The organism is Aureliella helgolandensis (genome assembly GCF_007752135.1).
GTDB lineage: Bacteria > Planctomycetota > Planctomycetia > Pirellulales > Pirellulaceae > Aureliella > Aureliella helgolandensis.
The window spans coordinates 6,880,212-6,905,785 of the sequence record NZ_CP036298.1; the positions used below are offsets into that span (position 1 = coordinate 6,880,212).

Below are 25,574 nucleotides of genomic sequence, written 5' to 3' on the forward strand. Positions count from 1 at the left end.
CCGCACTCCGAGCGCGTTGTAGCGGTGAGCTCTCGTCCTTGCTTACGCAGCGGGTTACGATTGATGTGCGGTTGCTAGGCTGCTGCCATGGTCGCACTCGGAGCCGCGTTGTAGCGGTGAGCACTCGTCCTTGCTTACGCAGCGGGTTGCGATTGAAGTGCGGTTGCTAGGGGCTGTCTCCGACTGCATCCGCATCGTTCTGCAAGGTCTTGGAGCAGGCGTTCCGCAGATCTACGACCACTTCGTCTAGCTTGTTGGCAGAGATGTCATCGGCATGGAAGCGGTGTACATAATGGAGCTCCGCAAAGGAGCGTTTGGACGACTCTGGAGGCGCAATGAGAGCAACAATTGTCTCCCCTTGCTCCAAGAAGCCAAGTTTAAGTTTGCGACGTACCACCTGTGCTGGCACAGGGGCTCGCTCCAGAACTCCCAACGAGAGGGAACGCAGGGACTGCTTACTGGCCAGCAATTCCAACTCCTTCAACTGAGCGTTGAATTCCTCGTCGGTCGGTCGTGGATCGTTTTCATGGCTCACCAGCACGAACGACCACTTCAACGCATCCTGTTCCGCCACAACCGCATCCAAGGCTTTGAGCAACTCGACCACCGCAGGCGTTACCGCGCGGGTGTAGACGGCCACTTTCGGACTTTTGCGATTTAGCAGGACAGGGCAGGCCACGCGGGGTTGCGGATCCGCCCAAGGCCCCGTGACAAACCGGGCCACGGCACTACTCGGAGCCCTATCCCCCACGCTGAAGCTGGGCTGTTTCTCAGATTCATCACCATGCAGCCTGGGTACAGCCAGGGTGGCGATAGCAAGTACCAACATTTTAAGACGGTTCATCGACCTCTCCACGCTCATGGGTTTGACGGACTTCAGCGCTCTCAATCTCCATCATCCTAACAGATCGTTCGCTCCGCACTTGCGCTTACCGCAAGCTACTTCCAACGATCTGGCGTGGGAATGAATTGATCAATCGCTTCTAACGCAGAACCTCGGACGGTAGCGGCGAAACGCACTCCGACTTTGGCAATCTGATCGGCAGCGGTGGTCAGTTGCTCGCGATTGTTGAGTTTCAACTGCACTCCCGCGTAGGTGTTCAATGCCTCCTCGAGCAACGGTTGGTTCAGTTTGGATTGAGCCGCTGCTAAGCGCTTGGCAGCTCGCGCTGATCGCTGGGCAGCACCAATACCAAAGGCAGCCTTTTCAGTAGCATCCGCCGTAGCGCGCAAGCTGAACTCGAGTTCGGCGATCATGCCGGCGACGAACATTTCTCGCAAGCGATTGCGATCCGAGGGTTGATTGCTGGTACCGTCGGACCGGACAAAATTGTGTCGCACGGTACCTTGAGACCACGAAACCAATTCGAAATCCAGGCTGCCGGCATTGTGTCCTCCGACATTCACCAATCTTTCGTTGGGCACGGTATGACACCTCAAACAACTTTGTGCCACCATGTATACATTGACCGGGTTGCGCATTCCCGCCGAAATACTCGACCGCAGGCGTTGGATGCGATGCTCGGGAGTTTCTGAATCACGCGTGGCCCCAGCGCCCCCATAATCGTTGTGCACGGAGATCCAGTCGCGGGCTGCACCATGGCACGATTCACAGGAGACGCCTGAGATTGCGGACAATTCTCCCGCGTCGTCTTGCATGGTGTAGTGGCATTGGATGCAGGCGGCATCTTCGCGGAAGGAGCCGATCCCCAGCTTGGATGCGATAGCCTTGGCTTCGGGCTTGCGATGCAGCGTTTTGAATGTTGCACTGTGCGGCGTTTGCTTCCAGATTTGCACCTCTGAGGCATGGCATTTCTCGCAACTTTCATACCCCATCACTTTATGGGGATCAATATTCAGATGCAACTCACTGTTGCGTGGATCTTCGACCGCCTGCCCAACGGCAGGCAGTGGAGCGAGAGTTACCAGGATCGTCGTGGCGAGGAGGAGCAACTTGTTCATAGAATGCAAATTTTGAATAGATGAATCTGAATAAAGGAAAACGCTATCAAGTGAACAATGGATTGAGGTCTGCAGCTTCGTAGTCGGGTAACCCACTAGTTCGGCGAATGCGCGGAATGCATGGCAGGATTCGGGGCAGAACGAATTCCTGAGCGATGCCGCCCGGGCTGAAGTTTCGGGCGCGTTAGACATCCAAAGTTACAGCGCAAGTCGGCCGCCCAACGCAGGTGAGGCATTCGTCCTCCGAGAGTTCGATGGAGATTTTTCGGTCGTACTCCACTTGGCCGCTGAGCAATTTGACGCGACAACCGCCGCACACCCCACTCAGGCAACCACTCGGAATTTCCACTTGGCTGGCCCGGGCTAATTCCCACAAGGATTGCTCGGGGTCGGTCCATTCCACCTCCACGTCACTGTGTGCAAACCGCACGGCAACCGCGGAGTGTTCTCCTGCAGGCTTGGACGAAGGTTGGCTACCAACTCCTCCAAAGGATTCCCAGTGGATGCGATCTGGTTGAATTCCAGCGGCCACCAGTCCCTCGCGCATCGACTCCATCCATGCATCGGGGCCGCACATGTAGAAATCGCTATCGCTGGCATGGTCGACATTCGCCACGCTGTCCAAATCGATTCGTCCGCTGGAAAAATCTCCGGAGTACTCGTCTTTCAAAAGCTGGAGATCTGCGGAATCCAATCGGCTAAAAAAGGTACGCACTTGGCAGTGGGGAAAACTGGCTTGCCAGCGGTGGACGTTCTCCCCGAGTGGCCAGCGAGTTGTATCTTTGGCCTGATAGAACAAGGTCACGGGCCGCCCAGGAGTTTTCTCGAGCGACCATCGCAGCATGCTAGCCATGGGAGTAATGCCCACTCCAGCGGCAAGGAGCACCAGGGGTTTTCGATTCTCTGCGGGCAGATAAAACGCACCGCCCGGGCCACCGATCAACAGGCAATCCCCACTACGGATCGTATCATGCAGCCAAATGCTGAGCCCGCCCCCGCGCTTCGACTCGGTAACTCCTGCGGGCAACTCTTGGCGTTTAACGGTGATGCGCCAGTAACGGGGATCGGGAGCTGCCGACAACGAGTAGCAGCGCGTGGTCTGGAATGCGCCCGCTATGGCGGGGCGAACCATCAAGTACTGTCCCGGACGAAAATCGGGCAGGGCCTGTCCGTAGGGATCCACCAAGTAAAACGAGCGACAATCGTCGGACTCTTGAATCACTTGAGCGACTTCCATGACCCTCCACTGCATCTCCGACCCATTCGCCACCGAATGCAACTCGCTTTTGAGTCGAGCCACTTGGGCCGCCTGGCGCAGTTGGTACATCTCACGGCTACGCGACGTGCGCGCACGCTTGCTGGCCCTAGCCACTGAAAACCCGGTCATGGCAAATTGAGTGCCGGAGACGAGTAGCAGCGTGATGGCGGCAACGGAGAGTGCGAGGGTAGCGAACAAGGTACCTGCTCCTAGTGGCCCATTAGGGGTGCAAAGTGTATATAGATGTACTTGTGGCAAGGAAGAGTAGCTTACCCTCGCGCAGGAATCGCAATTCTTCGATATATTTACGGCTGTTTGGCAGAACAGCCGGACGAAAACCGCTTCCAACTCGTCAGAAACGCATCCCTCCCCCCAATCGAGGCTGATGCCATCCGTTCCCCAACTCTCATCGATAAAAACCGTAGTGCATGTCCGACGTACCTCCTAGCCTGACCGATCTTGAGAAAGTTGAGCTATGCCAGGAGCGTATTGGCTACGTTTTCAAAGACAGCGGGCTACTGCTCTCCGCCCTGACACACGCTTCTGGGGCAGCCAACCGCCTGGCATCGAACGAGCGACTTGAGTTTCTGGGGGATGCCGTACTGGGCTTTACGATCTGCGGCTGGCTGTACGAACACCACACCGAGTATTTAGAAGGGGAGCTAACCCAGATTAAATCGACGGTCGTTAGTCGCCGAGTGTGCGCGCGGGTTAGCCGAGAATTGTGTCTGGAGGAGTGCCTGATCCTGGGACGGGGAATGCAGCAGTCCACCGGCGTCCCCCGAAGCTTGCTGTCCGATGTCTATGAAGCGATTATCGCGGCCATTTATCTAGATGGTGGTGTTAAGGCGGCCAGCGAGTTTATCTTGCGGACGATTCACGACGAACTTCAGCAAGCCGTACTGGGACATTCGGTGGGTAACCACAAATCAGCCCTTCAACAACTCGCGCAGCGGGAGCACGGTGCAGCTCCCGTCTACCGCTTGGTAACGGAATCGGGACCAGACCACAGCAAGATGTTTCAGATTGCCGCTGAAATTAAGAACCGCAAATTCACTCCCGCGTGGGGGCGCACGAAGAAGGATGCGGAACAGCGGGCCGCTGGCAATGCACTTGCAGAGATTGCCAACAACCCTCCTCCCTTTCGCGACCTCTAAATCCGATACGTCGCTCATTAGCCCGACAGCCTGGCCTAGCGGCTTGCCGATTTAAGCGTATTGAGGCTTGCTGCCATGGTTGCACGCGGAGCCGCGTTGTAGCGGCGACGACTCGTCCTTGCTCACGCGGCGGGTTGCGATTGGAGAGGGGCTTACTGAATTGATAAGCCGGCAGCGAGTGGGGGGCTGATCCCTCCACTCGCTTACATTCCAAGTCCTACGCTCAGGAAGCGTTAGACGTTTTCCGCGGTTGGACAAACGAAATCATCTCGATATTCGCGTGTTAGCCACGGATTGGCAGCCTCCAAGTTGGTGAACTTTTCAGCCTCTGGATCAAACTCGAGATGAGGTCCCAGCGAGATCGGATATTTTTCGAGGTCCACTCCGTTGTCGGTCAGGTGCTTAACGGTGCGCTCGAGCGTAGCGGCGTTGTCGTCCAAGCTCTTGATACCATCGACGGCAGCTTGCAATTCGTCTACCGATGCGTGGTTGTTCTCTCCCATGTAGTAGGAGATATTGCCCAGGTGGCTCATGCCTGCCGACAAATGGCCTTCGCGAACATCGGCATTGAGGACGTTGCGATCTCGGCGACGGCAAGCGTCGATGAAGTTGCCAAAGTGATCTCCACCGCCTTTGAAGTCACGAATTTGGTTGAAGTCTTTGTCCATAGCTACGCAGTACGAATACTCACGTTGAACAATGTAGCCCTTCGTGCCATAGAAAATGACACCAATTTTGTTGCCCGAAGTCGAGTCAAAGAGGCGGTTAATCTCGGTGTCCGCCGAGTTATCGACACTCAAGCCACGAGTTTCAAACACGATGCTCTTGTCGCCATAGTTGTAAAGCGTGACTTCGGTATTGGCCGTATCGCCGGCATCGACGTAGTTGGGATCCTTTTTCTCGGCTTGATAACCGAGTCGTCCTCCATAGCTAATGATCGAAGTGGGATGTGTGTCGATCCCCAGTCCCCAGCGAGCGATGTCGGTTTGGTGGGGACCTTGATTGCCCAAGTCACCGTTGCCGTATTGTCGCTGCCAGTGCCAATCATAGTGGAATCTCTCGCGGGTTAAACGCGGGTCGGTGTACTGTGCCGGTCCACTCCACAGGTTGAAATCAACGTTGCTAGGAATTGCGTAGTCGCCCAACGCGCCGATCGACTTACGGCGTTTGTAGCACAGGCCGCGCGCGAACTTCACCTCTCCGATACCGCCTTCATTCATAAACTTGAAAGCTTCGATGATGGCTTGACTACTTCGACATTGCGTTCCCACCTGGCACATTTTGTCGTACTTCCGCGACGCAGCGATCAGGGCAGTGCCCTCTGCAATGTTGTGGCAAACGGGTTTTTCGATGTACGTATCCTTGCCGGCTTGCATCGCCCAAATACCAGCCAAAGCATGCCAGTGGTTGGGTGTTGCGATGGTCACCATATCGATTGACTTGTCGTCCAACACGCGGCGAAGGTCCGTTTCGAAGATCGGACGCTTGCCCTGTTTTTCCTCGATCAGCTTGCCGCGGCGATCACCGGCTCCCGCGTCGATGTCGCATATATGCGTAATGTTGACACCGTCGGCCTCCAACATGGCAGAAATGTGCGAGCCACCTCTTCCTCCGACTCCCACGATGGCCACACTCATTTGGGAATTGGGGCTTTTCGTGGTGCCGGCAGCGGCATCTTGTGCGTGCACGAACCGACTGCTGGCCAACAGCGAGGCTGCAGTGGTAGTGGCTGCTGTTTTGCGAAGAAAATCACGTCTATTTTGGTTGGTCATCTGGGGCTCCAAAATCGGGAGACTAGGTGGGAGAAAAATTGAGCGCACTCCCAGTACTGGGCGAGTGCGTGGTGGAGATGCTGGGCGTTGCTAAGCCAACTTCCCTTACATCGGCATCAGGGCCTTGAATGTCCCAGCGGAGTCATGCGACAACTCAAAAGAACTATAAGGGGCGCATCCAGGCCGTTGCGGACTTCAAGTAGAACAGGAATCTATGATAGCACGATTGGCGGGTGCGTTGGGAAAAATTGGGTTTTACTCGCCGGTCGTGCCCAATAATAATGCAGGCTCACAAGAATTCGAGTGCTCGAGACCTAGGGGAGTGTAGAACGTGCGCAAACAGGAGCGAGCCGATTGGATCTTGCAGCGACTGACTGAGCTTTATCCCGCGCCCCCAATTCCTTTGGACCATCGCGACCCCTACACGCTACTCGTAGCAGTTTTGCTAAGCGCCCAGTGCACCGACAAAATGGTGAATACGGTTACCCCCGCGCTGTGGGAACTGGCCGACAACCCGCTCGACATGAGCCAGCGAAAAGAGGAGGAGATCCTGTCGGTCATTCGCAGGTTGGGGCTGGCCCCTCGCAAATCCAAGGCCATCAAAGGGCTGTCACAAATCTTGGTGGACGAGCACCAGGGACAGGTGCCAGCCGATATGGAGCAACTGGAACGATTGCCGGGGGTGGGGCACAAGACCGCTTCGGTGGTAATGGCGCAAGCCTTTGGCGCACCCGCGTTTCCCGTCGATACGCACATCCATCGCTTGGCCCAGCGTTGGGGGCTGACTAACGGCAAGAATGTCAAGCAAACGGAGGCCGACCTCAAAGCACTCTTCCCGGCAGAGACCTGGAATCTGCTCCATTTGCAGATCATCTATTACGGGCGCGAGTTCTGTTCGGCGCGCGGCTGTGACGGCACCCGCTGCGAAATTTGCCGCACCCTCTATCCCAGTCGAAAAAAACCGTTCGTCGCGAATAAGCCCTAAATGTCTGGGGATTGCACTTGCGACCAACGGACGATTTATGGGATAGCGAACGGTTAGGCAGCAGGCTAGTCAGGGAGCCGTAGGGGAAATCCCCGATCGACGATTGAAGAAGGCTCCGTTGGATGCATGGAACCATGGGCAGTGGCCCCAGAGTTTCACAGGCTCCCTGGACAGGCTAGTTCGCTAAACACCAAACGGCACGCTCCTCTCAAACAAACCGTTGAAACATGGTCCAAGTCGCTTCCAACATACTGAAATTCCCGCATCCACAACTCGTGGATGAGGATCCGATCGTCATTACCGGTATTGGGATGGCGGCCAGCTTAGGCGCAGACCGGGAAACGTTGTGGCAGAATATTCAACGGGGGCGAAGTGGCATTCGCATGACCGAAGCCGCCGATGACGTGGGCCCCCTGCGGCTGCCATGCGGGATGGTCGATTGGCTGGGGGGAGATCCGCAGCGTCTGAAGTCGATTCGCTTGAGCGAGCACGTTGCTGGGGAAGCCATTGCCGACGCATGCATCCCCATGGAAGAGATTGATCGCGAACGCTTTGCCTGTAGCATCTCCGCTCAGTTTGGTGATGTGGGGTATTCTTACCTCCCACCGGAAACGCGAGACACCTGTCCCACAAACGCCAGCGGCCATCCCTGGTGGGACGAATTCCTACCCTGTGCAGCGACGACGCTGGTGGCACGCAAGTACGACTTGCGTGGCCCTCGCTTGTGCCACACGACGGCTTGCGCCAGTGGTTTGGTCAGCACGATTGCTGCCGCCAGAATGCTCAAAAGCGATCAATGCGATTTTGCCTTGTGTGGAGCGGCGGACGCCGTTACCAAACTGGTATTTGCAGCATTTCATCGCATGGGGGTCCTATCCACTGGCCCAACTCCCGAACAGGCCTGCCGTCCCTTCGACGTGGACCGCAGTGGTTTTGTGATGGGAGAAGGAGCTGCCATGATGGTGCTTGAGCGGCGATCTTCGGCCGTCGCTCGGGGAGCGAGGATCTACGCTGAAATTGCCGCGACCCAAACTCTCTGCCAAGCTCATCATGTGACCGGCTTAGATGGAGATGGAGACACTCTAAAAGAACTAATCAGTCGCTTGGTGGATCGTGCCGGATGGGGATTCCAAGGGCCTCAATACATCAATGCGCATGGCACGGGAACGACCCAAAACGATCGCAGTGAATTGCTGGCAATCCGTGCGGCCCTGGGTCCAATGGCCGACCAAGTCATTGCGAGTAGCAACAAGGCCGTGCTCGGGCATTTGATCAATGCCGCCGGTAGCATTGAATTGGCACTCACCGCGATGTCTTTGCGCGACGGCTTCGCCCCGCCGACCATGAACTTAGACAATCCCGAAAAGATTGGACGCGTCAACTGCTTGCCAATGTACGGAGAGCAACGCGAGTTGGATCGCGCCCTGAAACTCTCGCTAGCCTTTGGCGGACACTTGGTCGGCATCGCATTGCGTCGCTGTCCCTTGGAGGAAGCGCAACGCACCGCCGAACCGCTCGTGGCCGATGCACGCATCCGCACTACCGAACGGGTTGCACAGCGAGTCGCTGCCTAGCCAGCTTCCCATACGTTTGACGCCTCGGTTCCCCGACCTGGGAACATCTCACCGGAACCGGACGACCGTGATTCCGAGTCTCGGTTGAACGCTCATTGCTGAAGGGGCCTAGCGGCAGTTGACATGACACCTGTCCAGAAAAAGTACTTCGTTGCATTGCTCGTTGGAGCATGCTTGGTTCGCATCGTAGCCGCCGTGGCTTGGCAACCCAGCGGGGACACTCCAGAACAACTCTTTCGGTTGGGAGACAGCCTCAGCTATTGGGTGCTCGCCGAACAATTGGGACAAGGGCTACCCTACCAATACGGGAGTGAGAATGCTCGAGTTTTTCGCGCCCCCTTATACCCGTTGCTGCTTACCCCGTGCACCTGGATTCCAGACGCGCGTTCAGCCGTATTCACCGCCAGAATTCTAGGCTGCCTACTGGGTACGCTGGCGGTGGGATTGCTGTTCGTCCTAGCGCGCCGGCTGGGAGGCACCACAGCCGCTCTGTGGGCGGCCACTTTGGGAGCATGCTACCCAAGTGCCATTGGGATGAGCATTGCCGTGCTGAGCGAAGCGCTCTTTATGCCGCTCATGGTTGGGAACCTTCTGCTGTGGCAATCGGCTTGGAATAGCGGGACGACGCGGCGGGCTTGGAGCTGGAGTTTGGCGGCGGGGGCCTGCGCGGGCCTCGCCATTTTGGCCCGTCCCAGTTGGTTGCTGTACACACCGTTTGCGGCCGTAGTAGGTTGGCTGTGGGGGCCACGCCGCTCTCGCCATTTGTTGGTTGCTGCTGGCACGGCGCTGGGGATCTGCTTGGTGATGAGCCCCTGGTGGGTTCGCAATGCATCGGTTACCGGAAAATTCGTCCTCACAACACTGCAGGTCGGTCCGAGTCTTTACGACGGTTGGCATCCGGGGGCAACCGGCGCCAGCGATGAAGGGATGGCCTTCATGGGGGACATGTACGCAGCGCAGCTCGCCGAAGATGCTCTCACTCCGCAACCGTTGGAGAGCACCCTGGAGTGGCGTCTGAACCACCGCGCCCAAACCGCTGCGCTGCGTTGGGCTGGACAGCATCCGTGGGAGGTCGTGCAGCTTGCCGGCCAAAAATTCCAGCGCACTTGGAGCGTATGGCCTGGTGGTGGAGAGCTGGGATCGCTCACCAGCCGACTGGTGCTAACCTTGGGTTGCTTCACCATTCTGTTGCTAGCATTCGTGCACTCACTGCAACGATTTTGGCAATTCGATTGGTTAACCGCCATCTGTTGGATGCCTTGTCTTTACTTCACCGCGTTGCACATGGTATTTGTGGGATCGATTCGCTATCGCGAGCCGGCCATGTTTGCTTTGTGTGCGTTGGCCGGCTGCGCAGTGGCGCAGCAACTCGGGTACTCGAGCCGTGTGGCAGGTACCGACATCCCCTCCCATCCAAGTGAACTTCCCAGTGCCTCACCTGAGCGTGAACACGGTTAGTACGTCGACGTCTCGCGGCCGCGAAACGCGGCTAACTGCTGCGCAGGACGCTCCCCTAGTAAGCCTGGAATCCCGACCAGCCAGCAAGCGCGAGGACAGCCATTTTGCCGTCACCCTGTTGATCGTGGCCTTGGCGTGCTTTGCCACGCTCCTGTGTTATCAAGTCTTCATACGCAAGTATGACAGCGGCTTGCGGAGGACCGTCGCCCTGCAACTCAAGCAGCTCTTTCCTGGGACGATTCCACGTATTGGGCGCATTGTCAGCGACGGAACCGATTCCATCGTCCTGAGCGATGTGGCACTCATTGATGCTAAATCGCGAGATGGTCGCGAAGTCTTCATGGCTCAGCGCGTCGTGTTGCATGGCGACTTGGACATTTCGCACTGGGCCCAACAAACGACCCGCGTTCGGCAAGTGGATTTGCATGGCGCCAAGCTGGAGTTATGGAGGCAAGCCGATGGCAGTTGGTCGGTCGAGTGCCTCAAGCCTCACCTCCCCACCGATTCGCGCAATCCACCACCCGCCATCACCATCTATCAAGCGATTCTGCGGTTGCATCAGTCGATGTCACCCGATGCGGCTGTTGTTGAGCTGCATGACATCGAAGGCCAAGTCACCTCGGAACCCAGCCCCTTGGGTGCCGAAAAGCGGCCCGCCATGGTGGCGCATCTGACGGGCCGCAGCAGCGGTTTGGTAGGTGCGTTGGACCTCACCGGCAGCTTTCTACCCGACAGCGGTTTTTGGCATGTAACTGGCAGCGTCGAACGCTTTCGATTTTCCCCAACATTGATCCGACAGCTTCCGCCCCAGATTGGCCAATACCTTAGCCAAGTCTCGGGCTTTGAGTGCCTTGCCTCGTGTCACTTCGAGGTCAATTCAAGTGAGACCGCGGCGCCCACCTTCGAAGTTAAGGGAGAAATCTCCTCGGGTCGCCTTCAGGATCCCCGACTTCCCTATCCGCTGGAGTCGGTCGCAGGAAGCTTCCACTGCAAAAACACGTTGCTTCAACTGAGATCGATGCATGCCAGCAGCGGTGGCACCCAAGTCGATCTCCATGCCGATGTCCATGGCTTCAGCATACGCAGCCCGCTGGTCGTTCGAGCACGGGTTGTCGATTTGGAACTCGACAGCCAACTGTACCGCTCTCTTCCTCCGAAGCTGCAAGAGATGTGGGATCGTTTGAACATTGGCGGCAGGGTAGGGGGGGACATCCAACTCTTGTACGACGGTTTGCACTGGACCCCCTCCGCCGTATTGCAGTGCGAGGATGTGTCGATCCAACCTTGGCTATTCCCCTATCCTTTGACCAAAATCCACGGCCCTCTGAAGTATCAAAACGGTACGGTCAGCAGTGCCCAAATGCAGGGACAAGCTGGAGGCCAGGTGATTTTGAGCAGCTTCAGTTTCACTCAACAAGAACAGGAGTGGTTGGGAAGACTGCAGGTCGAATCGCAGGGAACGATTGCGATCGACGAACAATTGCTGTCGGCTCTAACCCCTGCGGACAAAGAAACTTCGGCCGGTGAGACCTTCGTTCGATCCCTGCACCCCACCGGAGCAGTCTCTCTGACCCAAGTTGCATTTGAACGCACTTCCGTTGCCGATTCGACGTGGCACCGCACGATCGACGTCAGCGTTTTCGGCATGAGCATCAACTACGACGGCTTCCGCTATCCGATCTTTGACGTCCGCGGACGCATCTTCGGACAGGACAATTACTGGATGCTAGATCGGTTTGAGGGACGCAACGACAGTGGCCGAATTCTGTGCTCTGGGAATTGGCAGACGCCCCCCGATGCCCCTACGCTTCCATTCTCACTCAACTTTCAGGCGTTTGCCGTGCCCATGGTGGAGAGCTTGAAGCATGCATTGCCCAGTGATGCCCAGCGTGTGTGGGAAGAGTTTCAACCGTCCGGTTCCGTGGACACCGTACTGGTTTCCATCGATCGCCCTCCCGGAGCCACCGAGGTTTCCACCCATGTCACTGTGGAGGAGGACAACACCTCCAACAGCGATGTCGGACGCTCGCTGAACCTCCTCCCACGCACGCTGCCGTACCGCTTGTCCGACATCGAATGCAAGATCGAGTACATCGCCGACCGCGTCATCATTCACAAAGCATCGGGCTACAACAACGCCAGCCGCATCTCCCTGCAAGGGGAATGCACCCCGCAGCAAGACGGGCGTTGGAAGGCCGATTTGGACTGGCTTCCACAAACGCGTTTGATGGTCGATGCCCAATTCCTCAAGGCGCTACCGCGCTCGGTGCGAGACTCTCTGGTGCGACTCGATTTTAGCGGGCCAGTCAGCGTGTTTGGCAAGAGTCAGGTGATCTTCTCCGACGAAATCGACACGCTGCCAGTCACGGTTTGGGATTGCCAATTTGATGTCGAGAATGGGCGACTAGCCGATGGTCGTGGGATCGGCAATCTACGTGGAACGGTTTGGATGCAAGGCTCCAGCGACGGCACGCGTTTGCAGGGCTCCGGAGACGTGGCCATGGAAGCGTTAACGGTCAACGGAATTCCCGTTTCCAACCTGCGCGGCCCTTTCGCACTCGTCGATAGCACGCTGTACTTCGGCTCGAAAGTCGCGGACGTACTGCCGTCAGAATCCCATGCGATTGCCATGACCGCCAGCGCCCTGTCAGGCGATCTGTCTCTGGGGGGATTTGGACGACTCGATACCGGCAAGTTCTACTGCGAAGCGCAGCTCCGCCACGCCGAGCTGGCGGGCTTACTGCAAGATGTCGGTGTCGAACAGGCCTCCACCCAAGCCCGCTGCGACGCCAGCTTGGCCTTCGACGGCATCCCGTGGAATACCCAAACCTGGTCGGGGGAAGGGCGGGTTCACCTGAGTGACGCACAACTGTTTCAGTTGCCGTTCATGATTCGCTTTCTACGGACGGCAAGTATTAGCGCGAACGACGACTCGGCCTTTCAGAGCGCCGACATCCTCTTTCGTATTGATGGAGATCGAATTCCATTGCAAATCGCCTGTGACGGCGAGGTTTTGCGGTTGTTTGGTGATGGTTGGACCAATTTGCGGCGTGAAGTCGATTTGAAACTCTATAGTTATGTTGGGCGACGTGTTCCGATCTCGCGGGTCATCTCACCGATTATGCCCGACTCGCGATACTCCGCTTTGATGATGTTTGAAGTAACGGGCACGCTGGACAACCCACAGATGCTCCGGCGCCCCTTCCCCCAACTGACTTCGATTCAAGAGATGTTTCCAGAAATGGCCACTGCCGACTGAAATCCCTAGTAGGTAGTCTAGTAAGATTGGAGCGAAACCGATGCATATTCCTCCCTCGTCCGCTGCCGCGTCTGCCGCTAGCATATTAGCCCAGTCGACCTCGAAAGATTCGGCTTCGGGCAGCCCCACCAGCCCGGGAGCGACGAGCAAAAGCACGGATAGCCAACTAGAGAAAACCAGCGAAGCCAATCCCGATCGCGATGCTCAGGGACAGGCAGATGGCCTGCCGCACGAGGAGTTGGAGCCAGACGAAAACGACACGGTGCATGAGGAGTCAGTCTCTAGCGAAGCCGCCGCGTCCGACGAACCGGATCTCCCCACCGAGCATCTTGATATCACGGGTTAGGGCAGCCTGAGGATCCCAGCCGTTCGCACTGTGGAGCCAACAGGCTTGTGCGTGGACGGCCCAGTCCTGGATCCCAACTGCCGCTGCATCCCGTGCAACCCAATAAACAAGCTTTGACGAAGCACAAGTCTCCTTAGCGCGCAGGAAAGAACGGTTTACGATCAAGGGATTGCGGGCGGCACATCAGTCCTAGTTTTGAGAATTTCGAGAAATCATGCGCTTTACCAAAATGCACGGGGCAGGCAATGACTACGTCTACGTCAATTGCTTTGCGGAAAAACTACCGGAACCTGCTCCAGAATTGGCAATCAAGGTCTCCGATCGACGATTTGGTGTCGGCGGTGATGGCCTGATTTTGATTGAACCCTCCGATGTTGCCGACGCGAGAATGCGGATGTTCAATGCCGATGGCAGCGAAGCGGAAATGTGCGGCAATGGAATCCGCTGCGTGGCCAAATTCGTCCACGATCACGGCATTTGCCAACGCGATTCACTGCGCATTGAGACGGGCAATGGCGTACTCGAACTCAAACTGCAAATCAATGGTGAAAAAGCCGAGTTGATTACGGTCGACATGGGTATTCCCAAACTCTTGCCAGCAGAAATCCCCACGACTCTCTCCGACAAACCGCTGGTGAATTTCCCGGTGGAGTTCGGAGGGATGGAGTTGCGAGTTACAACCGTGTCGATGGGGAATCCGCATTGCGTCGTCTTCGTACCCGAGGCGACTGACGCCCTGGTGCTGGGGCTGGGCCCTCAAATCGAGTCCGACCCTCGCTTCCCCAAACGCACGAATGTTGAATTCGTCGAAATCGTCTCGCGGACGGAATTGAAGCAGCGCACCTGGGAGCGAGGCTCTGGAGAAACTTGGGCTTGTGGCACCGGCGCAAGTGCTGTGTGCGTGGCGGCGGTTCTCACCGGACAGGCGGAACGCGAGGTATTGATTCATTTAACCGGAGGCGACTTGCGTTTGCGATGGGATGAAGCCACCGAGCACGTCTTCATGACCGGCGGCGCGGTCGAAGTGTTCCAAGGGGTATGGCCCACCTAGTCGCTAGGCAGCCCCCTCTCTGGCGCCGTCCCAGCAGCGCCAACAGCTACTCCTTTGAAAACCACGCAACGGCAAATCCATCATGGCTAAACTCTCGCTTCGCACCCGACAGTTTCTGCGTCGGCAAAAGCCCCCTGCAGTATTTTGGCGCCTGAGTGGATTCTTGATGATCAAGTTTCTGAATACTTGGATGTCGACCCTCAGCTATCGGATGGTGCGTTACGAGCGCGAGGCCGACCCAGCGGACGAATTGTTCACCGGCCCCGTGATCTTCGTTTTCTGGCATGAGTACATTCCCTTCCCCATTTACACTCGCCCCCACTGCCGCTTGGCAATGTTGCTCAGCCAACACCAAGACGCCGAGATCCTCTCGCACGTCGCCCACTTTGCAGGGCTAGAGGCAGTCCGAGGTTCGACCAGTCGCGGTGGTACCGCCGCACTGCGTGAGCTGATCGATCGCGGAAGCGGAATGAGTTTGGCGATTACACCGGATGGCCCCCGCGGGCCGCGCCGACAACTGGCCCAAGGAGCCGTGTACCTGTCGAGCCGCCTGCAAATCCCGATCGTTGCAATCGGAATCGGCTACGACCGCCCCTGGAGAAATCACAGTAGTTGGGATAAGTTTGCCATCCCGCGGCCGTTCAGCCGCTGTCGCGCCGTGCTGGGGCCGCGCATGCAGATCGCGGCAGATCTCGACCGTACGCAAATTGAATCCGAGCGAGTGCGGATCGAGTCTCAATTGAACCAACTGACGACCCTGGCCGAAGATTGGGCCGATTCCAAAATCGAAATGCAAGGGTCCGAGAAGCTCTTTCGCAGCCCTCCACGATCCGACAAGACAAGCCGCATCCAGCAGCCCAACCAGCCAACCACGGCAGGCCACCCCTCGCTTCACGGCACGCCTCCCACCGCCAGCGGATTACCTTCGTTGCGAACAGCAAGTTAGAACCTCAGATGCAAGCCCACGAAGACGAAGATGAGTTCGAGCCCCGCGGTCACCAGGCTGAGACACCGCTGAGCATCAGTCAATTAAACTGGTTCATCAAGAACCTGCTGGAACGCTCCTTGCCAAGCGTTTGGGCAGAAGGAGAAATTTCCGACTTGAGCCGTCCCAGTAGCGGACACATCTATTTCACGCTCAAGGACGATCGGAGCCAGATCCGAGCCGTCATGTGGCGGTCAACTGCCGAACGATTGAAGTTCCGTCCTGAGGACGGCATGGCCGTCGTCTGCCGTGGTGCGGTCGAGGTTTACCCGCCACGCGGTAGTTACCAGTTAATTGTCCAAGCTCTACAGCCCCAGGGTGTAGGCCCCTTGCAACTGGCTTTCCAGCAGCTGCATGCAAAATTGACAGCCCAAGGTTTGTTTGCTCCCGAGCGCAAATCTCCACTCCCTAAATTCCCGCGACGCATCGGATTTGTGACCAGCCCAAGCGGCGCGGCCATCCACGATTTTCTGGAAGCGGCCAAGTCGCTGTGGAACGATTTCCAACTGTTCATCATTCCAGCCCGAGTCCAGGGCGAACAGGCAACCCAAGAGTTGGTGAATGGAATTGAACTCGCGCAACGCATCAATCCCCCCCTCGACTTGCTCATCGTCGGGCGTGGTGGCGGCAGCATGGAAGATCTATGGTGTTTTAACGAGGAAGCCGTCGTGCAGGCATTGGCCAAGTGCTCTATTCCGACGGTATCGGCAGTCGGCCATGAGATTGATGTCACGCTATCCGATTTGGTGGCAGATGCTCGAGCACTCACCCCAACCCATGCTGCCCAATTGGTGTTTCCCAATCGCTCCGAAATCCAAGTTCACTTGGAGCAGTTGCAGCGTCGGCTGAACCAGGGAATTTGGAATCGTGCCATAGCTCTCAAACGTCGATTGGAGAACATCCAGGATCGCTCCGTAATCGCCAGGCCTCACGACGTCCACCGCATGCGTCGACAGCTTACGGATGAATGGGAGCTTAGGGGCCGCGCAGCGATTTGGAATCTCCTGCGTCGAAAACGAGAGAAATTGAGCAGCTTAGCCCGCGCCACGGAAGCTCTCTCGCCGCTGGGAGTGCTCGCCCGAGGTTACAGTTTGACCCGCTCCGCCGCCTCACAACAGCCCGTTCGGTCGGTGGACGAGTTGCAAGTCGGCCAGACACTCGAAACCGTACTGGCAGATGGCACAATTCTCTCGCGCATTGAAGAGATTGCGCGAGAGAAGGCTTAATACAAACGGCAGGCCGACGGTTCGCTAGTGCCCGCTGCGTTGTGCACACGATGGCACTGCGATTCGACCACTTGCGTTTTAGAATGCTTGCGTTTGCGAGGTGTATTTCACAACCGGCGCGTCGGCCTCGAAATACGGATTCTCAATCACCAACGGTGGCGTTGGAGCTTTGCGGGCAACCTCACCAACTGGACAAACTGGGGCATGGCCTTCATAGTGCGGATTGATCACGGTGGCAGCTCGGTTTACATGCGGTTCTGGCATGTAGGCCGAATTGGTTTGCAACTGAGAGGGAGCCGCAAATGGACTTACGCCATAGGGACGCGTGTAGCGTTTGCCGTAGTAAACTGGCGGATGCATCGCAAAGTAAGGCATCGAAGCATTGTAGCCGCCGTAAGCAAAGCTATTGTACAAACCGCCGTACCCTGCGTATCCATAGCCAGCGTAACCGTAGCCGTTAAGGCCACCTGCAGCACTGGCCGTACTGGCGGTGAGCAACATCAACAAACAGGGGAGGAGATAGCGTTTTAGTTTCATCAAATCTGTTCCGTCGCGCGAAATTCAAGTTAAATCAGCCGATCCCTGCCGTAAATGCCACGCTCACATGGCCTCCTAGAGATAGCAGCCAGGCTCCGTCCCAGCTCGCTAGATTGCGCCCGCGCAATCCAGCGTTAGGAATGGGAAACGATACCTGCCGCTCTCCCGATATCATGCATCTCCACTCCACGCTAGTTAGCGCACGCCCAAGGTCAATAGATAGCGGTTACTTAAGCTGTGCAGGAAATACCCAATCGGCTCGCCTCTAGCTAAACTGACGATTGTAACGATTGTCCGACTTAGGACTAAACCACGGAAGTACACGGACCTGTGCAACGACTGACCGATGAGCTCAAGAAACAGGCGCAAGAACTTGGCTTTGTATTATCTGGCGTCACGGCCAGTGCGAGTCCCGGTCGCTTGGCTGCCTTCCACCGTTGGTTGGATGCTGGTTACGCGGGGCAGATGCACTACATGCACACGCGGCGGGAAGCCTACGCCGATCCGAAGTCCGTTTTGGAGGGCTGCCGCTCGATTGTCATGCTGGCCTTGCCCTATACCACCGCTGAGCCAACTACGGCGGAAAGTCCAACTCAGGCTGCTGGGCCTGTCGAGACGCCGGAGCCAGCCGCAGCCCCCCTTTTAGTGACGGCAACTTCTGGCCCACAAGACGCTTTTGTCGAGCAGCCCGCTGCTGCTTGGCCGGCTGGAAGGTCCGCCAACGACCAAGGCCGCTCAGGTCGAATTGCCCGCTATGCTCAAGGACAGCTGGACTACCACGACGTTATCCATGGACGGCTAAAAGAGTTAATCGCGTGGCTTTCCGCACAGCAGCCGACCGCCTCCGTTCGCGGTGTCGTCGATACCGCCCCTCTGCTGGAGCGCGAATTTGCTGAAAGCGCAGGTCTTGGATGGATCGGTAAAAACACGTTGCTGCTCAATCGCCAGTGGGGCAGCTACTTTTTTCTGGCGGCGCTGCTGACCGACTTGCCGCTAGCGGTCGATCCTCCACAGGAAAAAGGCTACTGTGGAACCTGCACGGCCTGCCTCCAAGCTTGTCCGACCGATGCGTTTCCGGCCCCTTACATCCTGGACGCCTCTCGCTGCATCAGTTACTTGACCATTGAGCACCGCGATCTCATTGCCCCCGATTTGCTACCGAGCATGCAGAACTGGGTGTTCGGCTGTGACATCTGCCAGGAAGTGTGTCCTTGGAACCGCAAGGCAGAGCAGGGGAGTGAAAACTGTTTCGCTCCTAGCCGTGAACTCCAAGACTTCGACGTCCCCCAAGTCTTGCAGTTCACAGACGAAGAGTTCCGTCAACATTTTCGAAAAACTCCCCTGTGGCGTTCGAAACGCAGAGGAATCCTCCGCAACGCAATTCTCTGTGCTGGCAATCAACGCATGGCTCAAACACACTCGAATATCGTTAAGCTACTAGGAGATGTTGAGCCCTTAATACGCGGCGCTGCCGCCTGGACCTTAAGCAAATTGCAGATGGGGCCCTGGCGCGAGCAGATCGCTGCAGCACTCGAACTGGAAGTCGACGACCAAGTAAAATCCGCCATGCAGCGCATCGTTGTAGAGGCCACCCCAAACGTGTAGTGAGCTCGGCGCCTTGCAGAGTCCAGTCGTCGGCCGCCGCTGGATCGCGACCTTACGGCAAGGGAGCCATGTTGCCGGAGAAGCCATGTTGCCGGAGAAATGGCAAGCCGAACCTCCCGGTCAGGCTGTCCCTGCCCGCGGGCCGGTTAAAACAGCAACCCGCAGCGAGAGAGTATGTTGCAATCGCCCCCCGCCGCTTGACGGGCTGTCGAAATAGTAACCGCTGCGTGAGCAAGGAAAGGTGGTCCCCGCCATAGGATAATTAGGAACGCCGCCTTCGCGTTAAAGCTGAAGGCGATCTCCACTCAACAAGCCGCCAATCAGTGGGGCGCGATGGGTAGTTGCTGACTGAAGTCAGCGAATTCCCAGTTTCAATGTAAACGTCGCTCTTCAAACCTACCCGCAGCGATGACCACTACGGCCTTGCTCGCGCGGCGGGTTGCGATGGGGACCGTCGGGCTAAGATTTGATCCAGTCTTTGCGCTGCCGACTGCTCGGGATCCCTAGCTTCTTTCGATACTTGGTAATGGTTCGACGCGCTACGGTCAGTCCCAATTTGGATAGTTCTTTTACCAAGTCGTCGTCGCTGTACGGCTTTTGCTTATCCTCCTTATCGACCAGATCAGTCAGTTTCAGGCGAATGGTTTCCCAGGCGACATCCTCGCCGTCTTCACTGCGTGTGCCGTGAACGAAAAAGCGTTTGAGTGGGAAGATACCACGCGGCGTTTGAATCCATTTATCGTCCACCGCGCGACTGATCGTAGTCACGTGAACTCCCACCACATCCGCAATTTGCTGCATTTTCAACGGTTCAATGAACTCGGGACCGTCGTCTAGAAACTTCTTTTGGTATTCAACAATCGACTGCGCTACCTTTTGGACCGTATTCCGCCGCTGCTGAATCGCTTCGATCAACCAATTGGCAGACTCAATCTTGCGGCGAATAAACTCTCTCTCTTCGGCGGTCGCATTCGGGTCCGCCAAGCGCTTTCGGTAATAATCGCTGATCCGCAGAGTAGGCACACGGTCATCTTCGAGCTTGACGGTGTATTGCCCGGAAGAATCCATTTCAACAACCACGTCGGGGCTGACAATGGGGACGTGCGTTTCGAGAAAGGCTGCACCCGGCTTGGGATTCAGGTGGTGGAACTCTTGGCGCGCCTGTTGAATCTGCTCGATCGACACTCCCATTTTCTTTTCGATCAAGGGGAGACGATTCTCCGCCAGATCTTCCAAGTGGTCTTTAATCAAGACAGTCAGGATGTCGTAGTAGTCAAAATCTGGCGTCAGTTGATTTAACAAGCACTCGCTGAGGGTGCGTGCGGCGATCCCCGGGGGATCTAAGGATTGCACGATTTCCAGCGCCTCTTCCGCCTTCCCCAAATCCTCTTCGGTGTGCCCAGGTTGCAGCAAGTCGCGCAGGCTGGTTTTAAAATACCCGCCGTTGCGGGCGTCCAACGTCGAGATAATCCGTTCGGCAATGGCCTCAAGCTCCGAATCAATGTCCATCTCTGCCAATTGATGCATGAGGTAGTCATTGAGCGATTCGGGCCGCTCCATGGCATTGGCCATCAAATCATGCTGGCGATCGGAGGCTTCCTGAGTACGGTTGGAGGAGGTGCGAAAATCATCGAAATTCTGCGGCATCTCGCTGTCCATATTGTCCAGCCGCTCAAAATCCTCCGTGTTCGATTGATTGTCCTTGACCACCAACTCCTTCTCGTCTTCGGTGGGACGATTTGGATCTTCCTTCTCTTCGGTGTTCCCGGATAGATCCTCATCCTCTTGGACTTCGAGCATGGGATTCTCGTTGATCTCCTGCTCCACACGCTCTTGGAGCGCCAGCACGGGCAACTGCAGAATCTCCATCGACTGAATCATCTTCGGGGACAACTTCTGCGTTTGAAGTTGACGGGTTTCCATTCCAAAGGAAAGTCGCATGATTATGAACTCAATTCGAGGAGAAACGGGCTGCACCAGCTGCGGCGAAAGTCCGTAGCTGGGAGACGCTAGTCTGAATTTTATCATTTTCTATCGAAGTTGATGCCTAAATTTGACAAAAAGGCACAGAAGTTGCGTCCAATCGTTCAATAACGCCACACTTTCCAGCTCTTGAGAGCGACAGAGGTGCTCTTAACCGCATCCTCAGTACATTCGCCAGCACAAGTACGGGAGCTGAGAGCTCGCCAACCAATTGGCGAGACCCCCTGTTTTAAGGGCACGATAGGAACGATTGCCTGGCGAGACCACCTTCCGCTCAATTCATAGCGATGCCGCCAGCCGTGCAATCATTTTCAGAGGCTACTGCCGGCGAGAGCGTCTGGTCCCTCCACCTGTGCATCAACCACTTCTAGCACTTCCTCTCGCTCTAACGTTTTTGGTTGCAACCTCGTGTGGCTGGGGCCACGAAGGTTAGGGTCAAGAATGGGCCGCCAGAGCAGGCCGATTCCAGAGTCCAATAGAGTTGAAGCAGCCCGTTCGTATACGGGCTGTTGAAATAGTAACCCGCCGCGTGAGCAAGGAAAGATAACCTCCGCTACAAGTCAATTAAGGATGCTACCTCCGCACTAAAATTCAAATTGCGATTAAATCAACAGCCCGTATAGCAGCAGAGACGCGGTTCGGTAACGGACCAGCGGCCCGGTCGGTGAGCGATTTTGGTGAGCACCTCTGCGGCCGCCCGCAGAAACAGACAGGGTAACAGACAGGAGACAGCAACAGCGGCAGAGCGGTTGCCAGGCGAGGTGTGCAACTCTGGCTAGTGCATTCGCTGACGCCCAGACATCGCGTCGGCCAGGATTTCGCGGTTGGTGTGCTCCAACACACTACCGGTCGTAATGCCGCGGGCCAGCCTCGAAACCTGCACGGGGAAATCGGCTAGCTGGTTGGTGATGTACAGCGCCGAACCATCCCCTTCCACCGTTGGATTGGTAGCCATGATGATCTCGCTGAAATTCCCCTTGCGAACCCGCTCTACCAATTCATCAATGGTCAGCTGATCGGGCCCGATTCCATCCAGGGGTGCAATGCGTCCTAGCAGAACGTGGTAGAGACCGCGGAAAACGCCCGCTTGCTCCATGGCCATCAAATCGCGTGGTTGCTCGACGATACACAGCAGACTGGTATCGCGCGACAGATCCGTACAGATGGAGCACAACGGCCCCTCGGACAAGTTGAAGCACTCGCTGCAGTACCGGACGTTCTCGCGGACGTTGCGTATCGCCTCACTCAGGGCAAGCGCCTCCCCCTTGCTAACGCGTAGCAGATGGTAGGCCAAACGTTCAGCCGATTTGCGACCGATTCCGGGTAAACGCCCTAGTTGGTCAATCAATTCATTGATGGAACTTGATTCTTGGGCCATACGGCGTGCGCTTGTTTACGGAGGAAAGCTGGAGCGGTCCAGCGCGAACATGTTAGAGGCTGGATAGAGCGTCATCCAGTCCCGGAAGATCGATCCCACCTGTAATTTGACGCATCTTTTCAACACTCAGCTTCCTGACTTTGGTCAGCGCTTCATTCATGGCCGCAGGAATGAGCTCCTCGAGCATCTCTTGATCATTCTTGTCAAACAACTCGGGAGAAATCCGTAGGCTCATGACCTGCCCCACTCCATTGATCTCGACGATCACCATATCTCCGCCCGCACTACCGGTGGCTAGTTCGGCAGCTAGTTCTTCGCGCATCTCTTTGACGCGTTCCCCCATGGAACCAGCATTGCGCATGAGTTGGGCCAGGCCGTTTAGATTCTTAAACATCGTTCTACCTCAAGGAAAAAAGTATGATTTCAAACTGACCAACGCACTTCAGCGCCAGATAGCGATGCCCCTTCGAGATGGGCATCTTAAAAGATTCCCAGCTGGGACGGAGACCTATCTGCCACACGTCTTAGCCCGGCGGTGGAATTCTAGGGGGATCCACTCGCACGACTTCAGCATCCAAGACTTCGCAGACTTTCTTTACGAACGGATCCTCGGAGACTTGCCGCAATTTCTGCACGCGAATGGTGGCTTGGGGTGTTGCGGCGACCAGCTTTGGCGGCTCACCAGGTGCACAGGAAAAACTAATGCGTACCGTACGCCCCAGGGATTGGTCCAAGGTCTGTTGCAGTAGTGCCCGGCGATCCGCCTGCTCACAATAGTCGGTAATTTTAGTGGCGCCTGGCGGATAAACGACGTTCCAACTATCACTCCCCTGGGGCTCCACCGCGATGGCCATCCCGGCAAAATCAGCCAACATCCCGTCAATCGAACTCACCGCCTTTTTCCAAGCGGCAAGCGCTTCCGTCGAGCCGTGGATTGGGGCTGCGGGCTGGCGTTGGGCAGCAGATGCGCTGGCAGGTGTCGCTGCTGGTTCCGTCGCAGGTGCAGCGGGTGCGGGTTTGGTCTGGGCCGAGGTGGACGATTCGAGGGCAGGTGTCGCGACCGCATTCGCTAAGGTTTGTGACGGCGGTGATACGGCGTTCGCAACGGCAACCGACTCTGGTGGAGCAGGGGCAGGGGCAGAGTTGCCTGGCGGCGACGGATTGCTCACTGGCGGTGCTGCCGATTTTGCCGCGACGGGAGTTGCGACCGATGCAGTGGGCGCAGAGGCAGGCTGGGTTTCCCCCCGGTCCGCATCGTGGCGTTCTGCTGGCCGAGCAGCTGCGGGGATCGCTGGGATCGGGCGAGCTGGTGGCGTCGAAACGGGCTCGGCTACGTTGGGGCTATTGTTTTTTTTTTCGCCTGCACTCGCCGCTGCCGGCCCACCGCCCGTCGTAGTACCAAGTCGCAATGCGGCCTCCAACAGTGCTGGAATCGATGCCAATTTTTCCAATTGACAGATCTGCACCAAGGCGACTTCCAACAGAGTGACTGCCGAAACGCTGGTCCGCATGCGAACCAACGATTCGTCAACGATCTGAATCGCCGACAGAATCGTCTGCAACCCCCAGCGACTCGCCAACTCCTGGAGTTGCGGATGCCCCACGGGATTGGCTAGCTTCAGCAAGTCGGGGCCACCGCCTACCCCCACGGCCATGATATCCCTGAAGTAGTTCAAGAGCTGCTCTGCTAGCTGCCCGGGATCTGCGCCAGATCGGGTCGCTTCCTCGGCAATGGACAACGCTTTGAGCGCGTCGGCGTCACAGAGCGCTTCGGCAATTGCCAACAAGCGTCCCTCATCGGCGGTTCCCAGCAATTGATGCACTTGTTCGACCGAGATGCGATCGGTGGAAAAGCTCATCACCTGCTCAAGCAGCGACTGACTGTCGCGCATCGACCCGGCCGCGCGACGCGCTAACAGCGCCAGGGCTTCATCATCGGCCGTAAAGCCTTCAGCGGTAGTAATTTCTTTGAGGCGTTTTTGAATCGCTTCAAATTTGACCGGAGCGAAATCAAATCGCTGGCAACGGGAGAGAACCGTGATGGGAATTTTGTCGGGGTCGGTCGTACAGAAGATAAATTTGACGTGTGCCGGCGGCTCCTCCAATGTCTTCAACAGAGCGTTGAAGGCTTGGTTGGTCAGCATGTGGACTTCGTCAATGATATAGATTTTGTACCGCGATCGACTCGGCCGTACGTTGACGTTGGCGCGCAGCGTGCGAATCTCTTCGATACCACGATTGCTCGCACCGTCGATCTCGATCACATCCATGTCCTCTCCAGCGTCGACCGCTTGCGCGATGTCGGCGGCCAATTCGGGGGCAATGCCCTCGGGAGAGTTTAATGCCTTGGCAAATATTCGTGCCGTCGATGTTTTGCCGACACCACGCGCGCCGGTGAACAGATAGGCATGTCCAACGCGACCGGTCGCAATGGCTTTTTCGAGCGCCTGAGCGACGTGCCCCTGCCCAACAAGCTCATCAAATGCGAGCGGACGATAACGCCGCGCTACGACGGTGTATCCGGCGGCGGAGTTGGAATCAGTGGCTTCGGTAACCATCAACCTAATTGCTTGCTCAAGGAGTCGCTGGATGCAAACGGGAGAGCCCACAGTCTAACGCGCAGCCATCGGCTCGCAGAGGCCCGTCGAACGATGCTTGGAAGAAAAACGCAAGGCATCTACCCAGCCGGCACTGCACATGCTTCAGATGGGGGAGCCAGACAGGCAGCCAAAGATATGGAGACGGCAGCGTGGGACGCCATAATTGGCCAACCACCCCCAACCATCACCGCGAGAGCTATTTATTCCCCAGAATGATCCACCTGCCCAACAGAGGCCCTCGCACAAGAGTACCCCGCTTATGGCTGCTACAATTAAGTCCTGACCAGGTTCACGGCTCCCCCTCGCGAGAGCCACTGTCAGGCAGGTGATCTAACATCTCTTCCCTAACAATGTACGCGAGTTAACTCAGTTTAGAAGCCTAGATCCGAAGAATTCTGGATTCTGCACCAAGTTAAATTCGCACACAGTTAAATTCGC

The 25,574-nt window shown here is 56.8% G+C and carries 19 protein-coding genes and 1 other RNA gene; 10 read left to right on the forward strand and 10 right to left on the reverse strand.

The genetic code is table 11. The features are described 5' to 3' along the window. Positions 1-166: 166 nt before the first annotated feature. From Q31a_RS24330 to Q31a_RS24340, 3 genes are all read right to left on the reverse strand, one after another. Positions 167-844 carry a hypothetical protein gene (locus Q31a_RS24330; protein WP_145083664.1) on the reverse strand — a complete coding sequence of 226 codons (678 nt, stop codon included), beginning with the start codon at positions 842-844 and terminating at the stop codon, positions 167-169. Between the two features lie 95 nt (positions 845-939). Next, on the reverse strand, positions 940-1,962 hold the full coding sequence (locus Q31a_RS24335; RefSeq protein WP_145083668.1) for a cytochrome c family protein: 1,023 nt from the start codon (positions 1,960-1,962) through the stop codon (positions 940-942). Between the two features lie 184 nt (positions 1,963-2,146). After that, positions 2,147-3,418: a 2Fe-2S iron-sulfur cluster-binding protein gene (locus Q31a_RS24340; protein ID WP_145083671.1), complete on the reverse strand. Its 1,272-nt coding sequence runs from the start codon at positions 3,416-3,418 to the stop codon at positions 2,147-2,149. 230 nt (positions 3,419-3,648) lie between these two features. Between Q31a_RS24340 and rnc the strand changes: the two genes are divergently transcribed. Beyond that, the gene (gene rnc / locus Q31a_RS24345; RefSeq protein WP_145083674.1) at positions 3,649-4,377 is read left to right on the forward strand and encodes a ribonuclease III; all 729 of its coding nucleotides are present in this window, start codon (positions 3,649-3,651) and stop codon (positions 4,375-4,377) included. Between the two features lie 233 nt (positions 4,378-4,610). Here rnc and Q31a_RS24350 read toward each other — a convergent pair whose 3' ends face one another. Next, a complete protein-coding gene (locus Q31a_RS24350; protein ID WP_145083677.1) occupies positions 4,611-6,149 on the reverse strand; it encodes a Gfo/Idh/MocA family protein in 1,539 nt (512 codons plus the stop codon). A 331-nt stretch (positions 6,150-6,480) separates the two neighbouring features. Between Q31a_RS24350 and nth the strand changes: the two genes are divergently transcribed. The 8 genes from nth to xseA all read left to right on the forward strand — a co-directional run bounded on the left by nth (position 6,481) and on the right by xseA (position 17,033). Continuing rightward, positions 6,481-7,134 (forward strand): endonuclease III, encoded by a 654-nt coding sequence (gene nth / locus Q31a_RS24355; RefSeq protein WP_145083680.1) that lies wholly within the window; start codon positions 6,481-6,483, stop codon positions 7,132-7,134. 227 nt (positions 7,135-7,361) lie between these two features. Beyond that, on the forward strand, positions 7,362-8,708 hold the full coding sequence (locus Q31a_RS24360) for a beta-ketoacyl-[acyl-carrier-protein] synthase family protein (protein WP_145083683.1): 1,347 nt from the start codon (positions 7,362-7,364) through the stop codon (positions 8,706-8,708). Between the two features lie 123 nt (positions 8,709-8,831). Continuing rightward, positions 8,832-10,166, forward strand: coding sequence for an ArnT family glycosyltransferase (locus Q31a_RS24365; protein WP_145083686.1), 1,335 nt, complete (start codon positions 8,832-8,834; stop codon positions 10,164-10,166). After that, complete coding sequence (locus Q31a_RS24370; protein ID WP_145083688.1) at positions 10,138-13,425, forward strand: translocation/assembly module TamB domain-containing protein; 3,288 nt, start codon at positions 10,138-10,140, stop codon at positions 13,423-13,425. The genes Q31a_RS24365 and Q31a_RS24370 overlap by 29 nt, the downstream gene beginning before the upstream one ends. A 40-nt stretch (positions 13,426-13,465) precedes the next feature. Then, positions 13,466-13,771: a hypothetical protein gene (locus tag Q31a_RS24375; RefSeq protein ID WP_145083691.1), complete on the forward strand. Its 306-nt coding sequence runs from the start codon at positions 13,466-13,468 to the stop codon at positions 13,769-13,771. A gap of 214 nt (positions 13,772-13,985) precedes the next feature. Further along, the gene (gene dapF / locus Q31a_RS24380) at positions 13,986-14,822 is read left to right on the forward strand and encodes a diaminopimelate epimerase (RefSeq protein WP_145083694.1); all 837 of its coding nucleotides are present in this window, start codon (positions 13,986-13,988) and stop codon (positions 14,820-14,822) included. An 82-nt stretch (positions 14,823-14,904) separates the two neighbouring features. Then, on the forward strand, positions 14,905-15,768 hold the full coding sequence (locus Q31a_RS24385; RefSeq protein ID WP_145083697.1) for a lysophospholipid acyltransferase family protein: 864 nt from the start codon (positions 14,905-14,907) through the stop codon (positions 15,766-15,768). 8 nt (positions 15,769-15,776) lie between these two features. After that, on the forward strand, positions 15,777-17,033 hold the full coding sequence (gene xseA / locus Q31a_RS24390; protein WP_145083700.1) for an exodeoxyribonuclease VII large subunit: 1,257 nt from the start codon (positions 15,777-15,779) through the stop codon (positions 17,031-17,033). A 78-nt stretch (positions 17,034-17,111) separates the two neighbouring features. Here the strand turns inward: xseA and Q31a_RS24395 are convergent, their stop codons facing one another. After that, the gene (locus tag Q31a_RS24395) at positions 17,112-17,570 is read right to left on the reverse strand and encodes a hypothetical protein (protein ID WP_145083703.1); all 459 of its coding nucleotides are present in this window, start codon (positions 17,568-17,570) and stop codon (positions 17,112-17,114) included. Positions 17,571-17,900: 330 nt separating this feature from the next. Between Q31a_RS24395 and queG the strand changes: the two genes are divergently transcribed. Continuing rightward, complete coding sequence (queG, locus tag Q31a_RS24400; protein ID WP_145083706.1) at positions 17,901-19,175, forward strand: tRNA epoxyqueuosine(34) reductase QueG; 1,275 nt, start codon at positions 17,901-17,903, stop codon at positions 19,173-19,175. A 459-nt stretch (positions 19,176-19,634) separates the two neighbouring features. On the opposite strand, the gene rpoN is transcribed toward queG, so the two are convergent. The 5 genes from rpoN to ffs all read right to left on the reverse strand — a co-directional run bounded on the left by rpoN (position 19,635) and on the right by ffs (position 25,455). Beyond that, positions 19,635-21,116, reverse strand: a complete 1,482-nt coding sequence (rpoN, locus tag Q31a_RS24405) for an RNA polymerase factor sigma-54 (protein WP_145083709.1) — start codon at positions 21,114-21,116, stop codon at positions 19,635-19,637. An 817-nt stretch (positions 21,117-21,933) separates the two neighbouring features. Continuing rightward, on the reverse strand, positions 21,934-22,536 hold the full coding sequence (recR, locus tag Q31a_RS24410; RefSeq protein ID WP_145083712.1) for a recombination mediator RecR: 603 nt from the start codon (positions 22,534-22,536) through the stop codon (positions 21,934-21,936). A gap of 52 nt (positions 22,537-22,588) precedes the next feature. Further along, positions 22,589-22,930, reverse strand: a complete 342-nt coding sequence (locus tag Q31a_RS24415) for a YbaB/EbfC family nucleoid-associated protein (RefSeq protein WP_145083715.1) — start codon at positions 22,928-22,930, stop codon at positions 22,589-22,591. Between the two features lie 130 nt (positions 22,931-23,060). Next, positions 23,061-25,094 (reverse strand): DNA polymerase III subunit gamma/tau, encoded by a 2,034-nt coding sequence (gene dnaX, locus Q31a_RS24420; protein ID WP_145083718.1) that lies wholly within the window; start codon positions 25,092-25,094, stop codon positions 23,061-23,063. Between the two features lie 266 nt (positions 25,095-25,360). Beyond that, positions 25,361-25,455: signal recognition particle sRNA small type (gene ffs / locus Q31a_RS24425), an RNA gene on the reverse strand. Between the last annotated feature and the right edge of the window lie 119 nt (positions 25,456-25,574).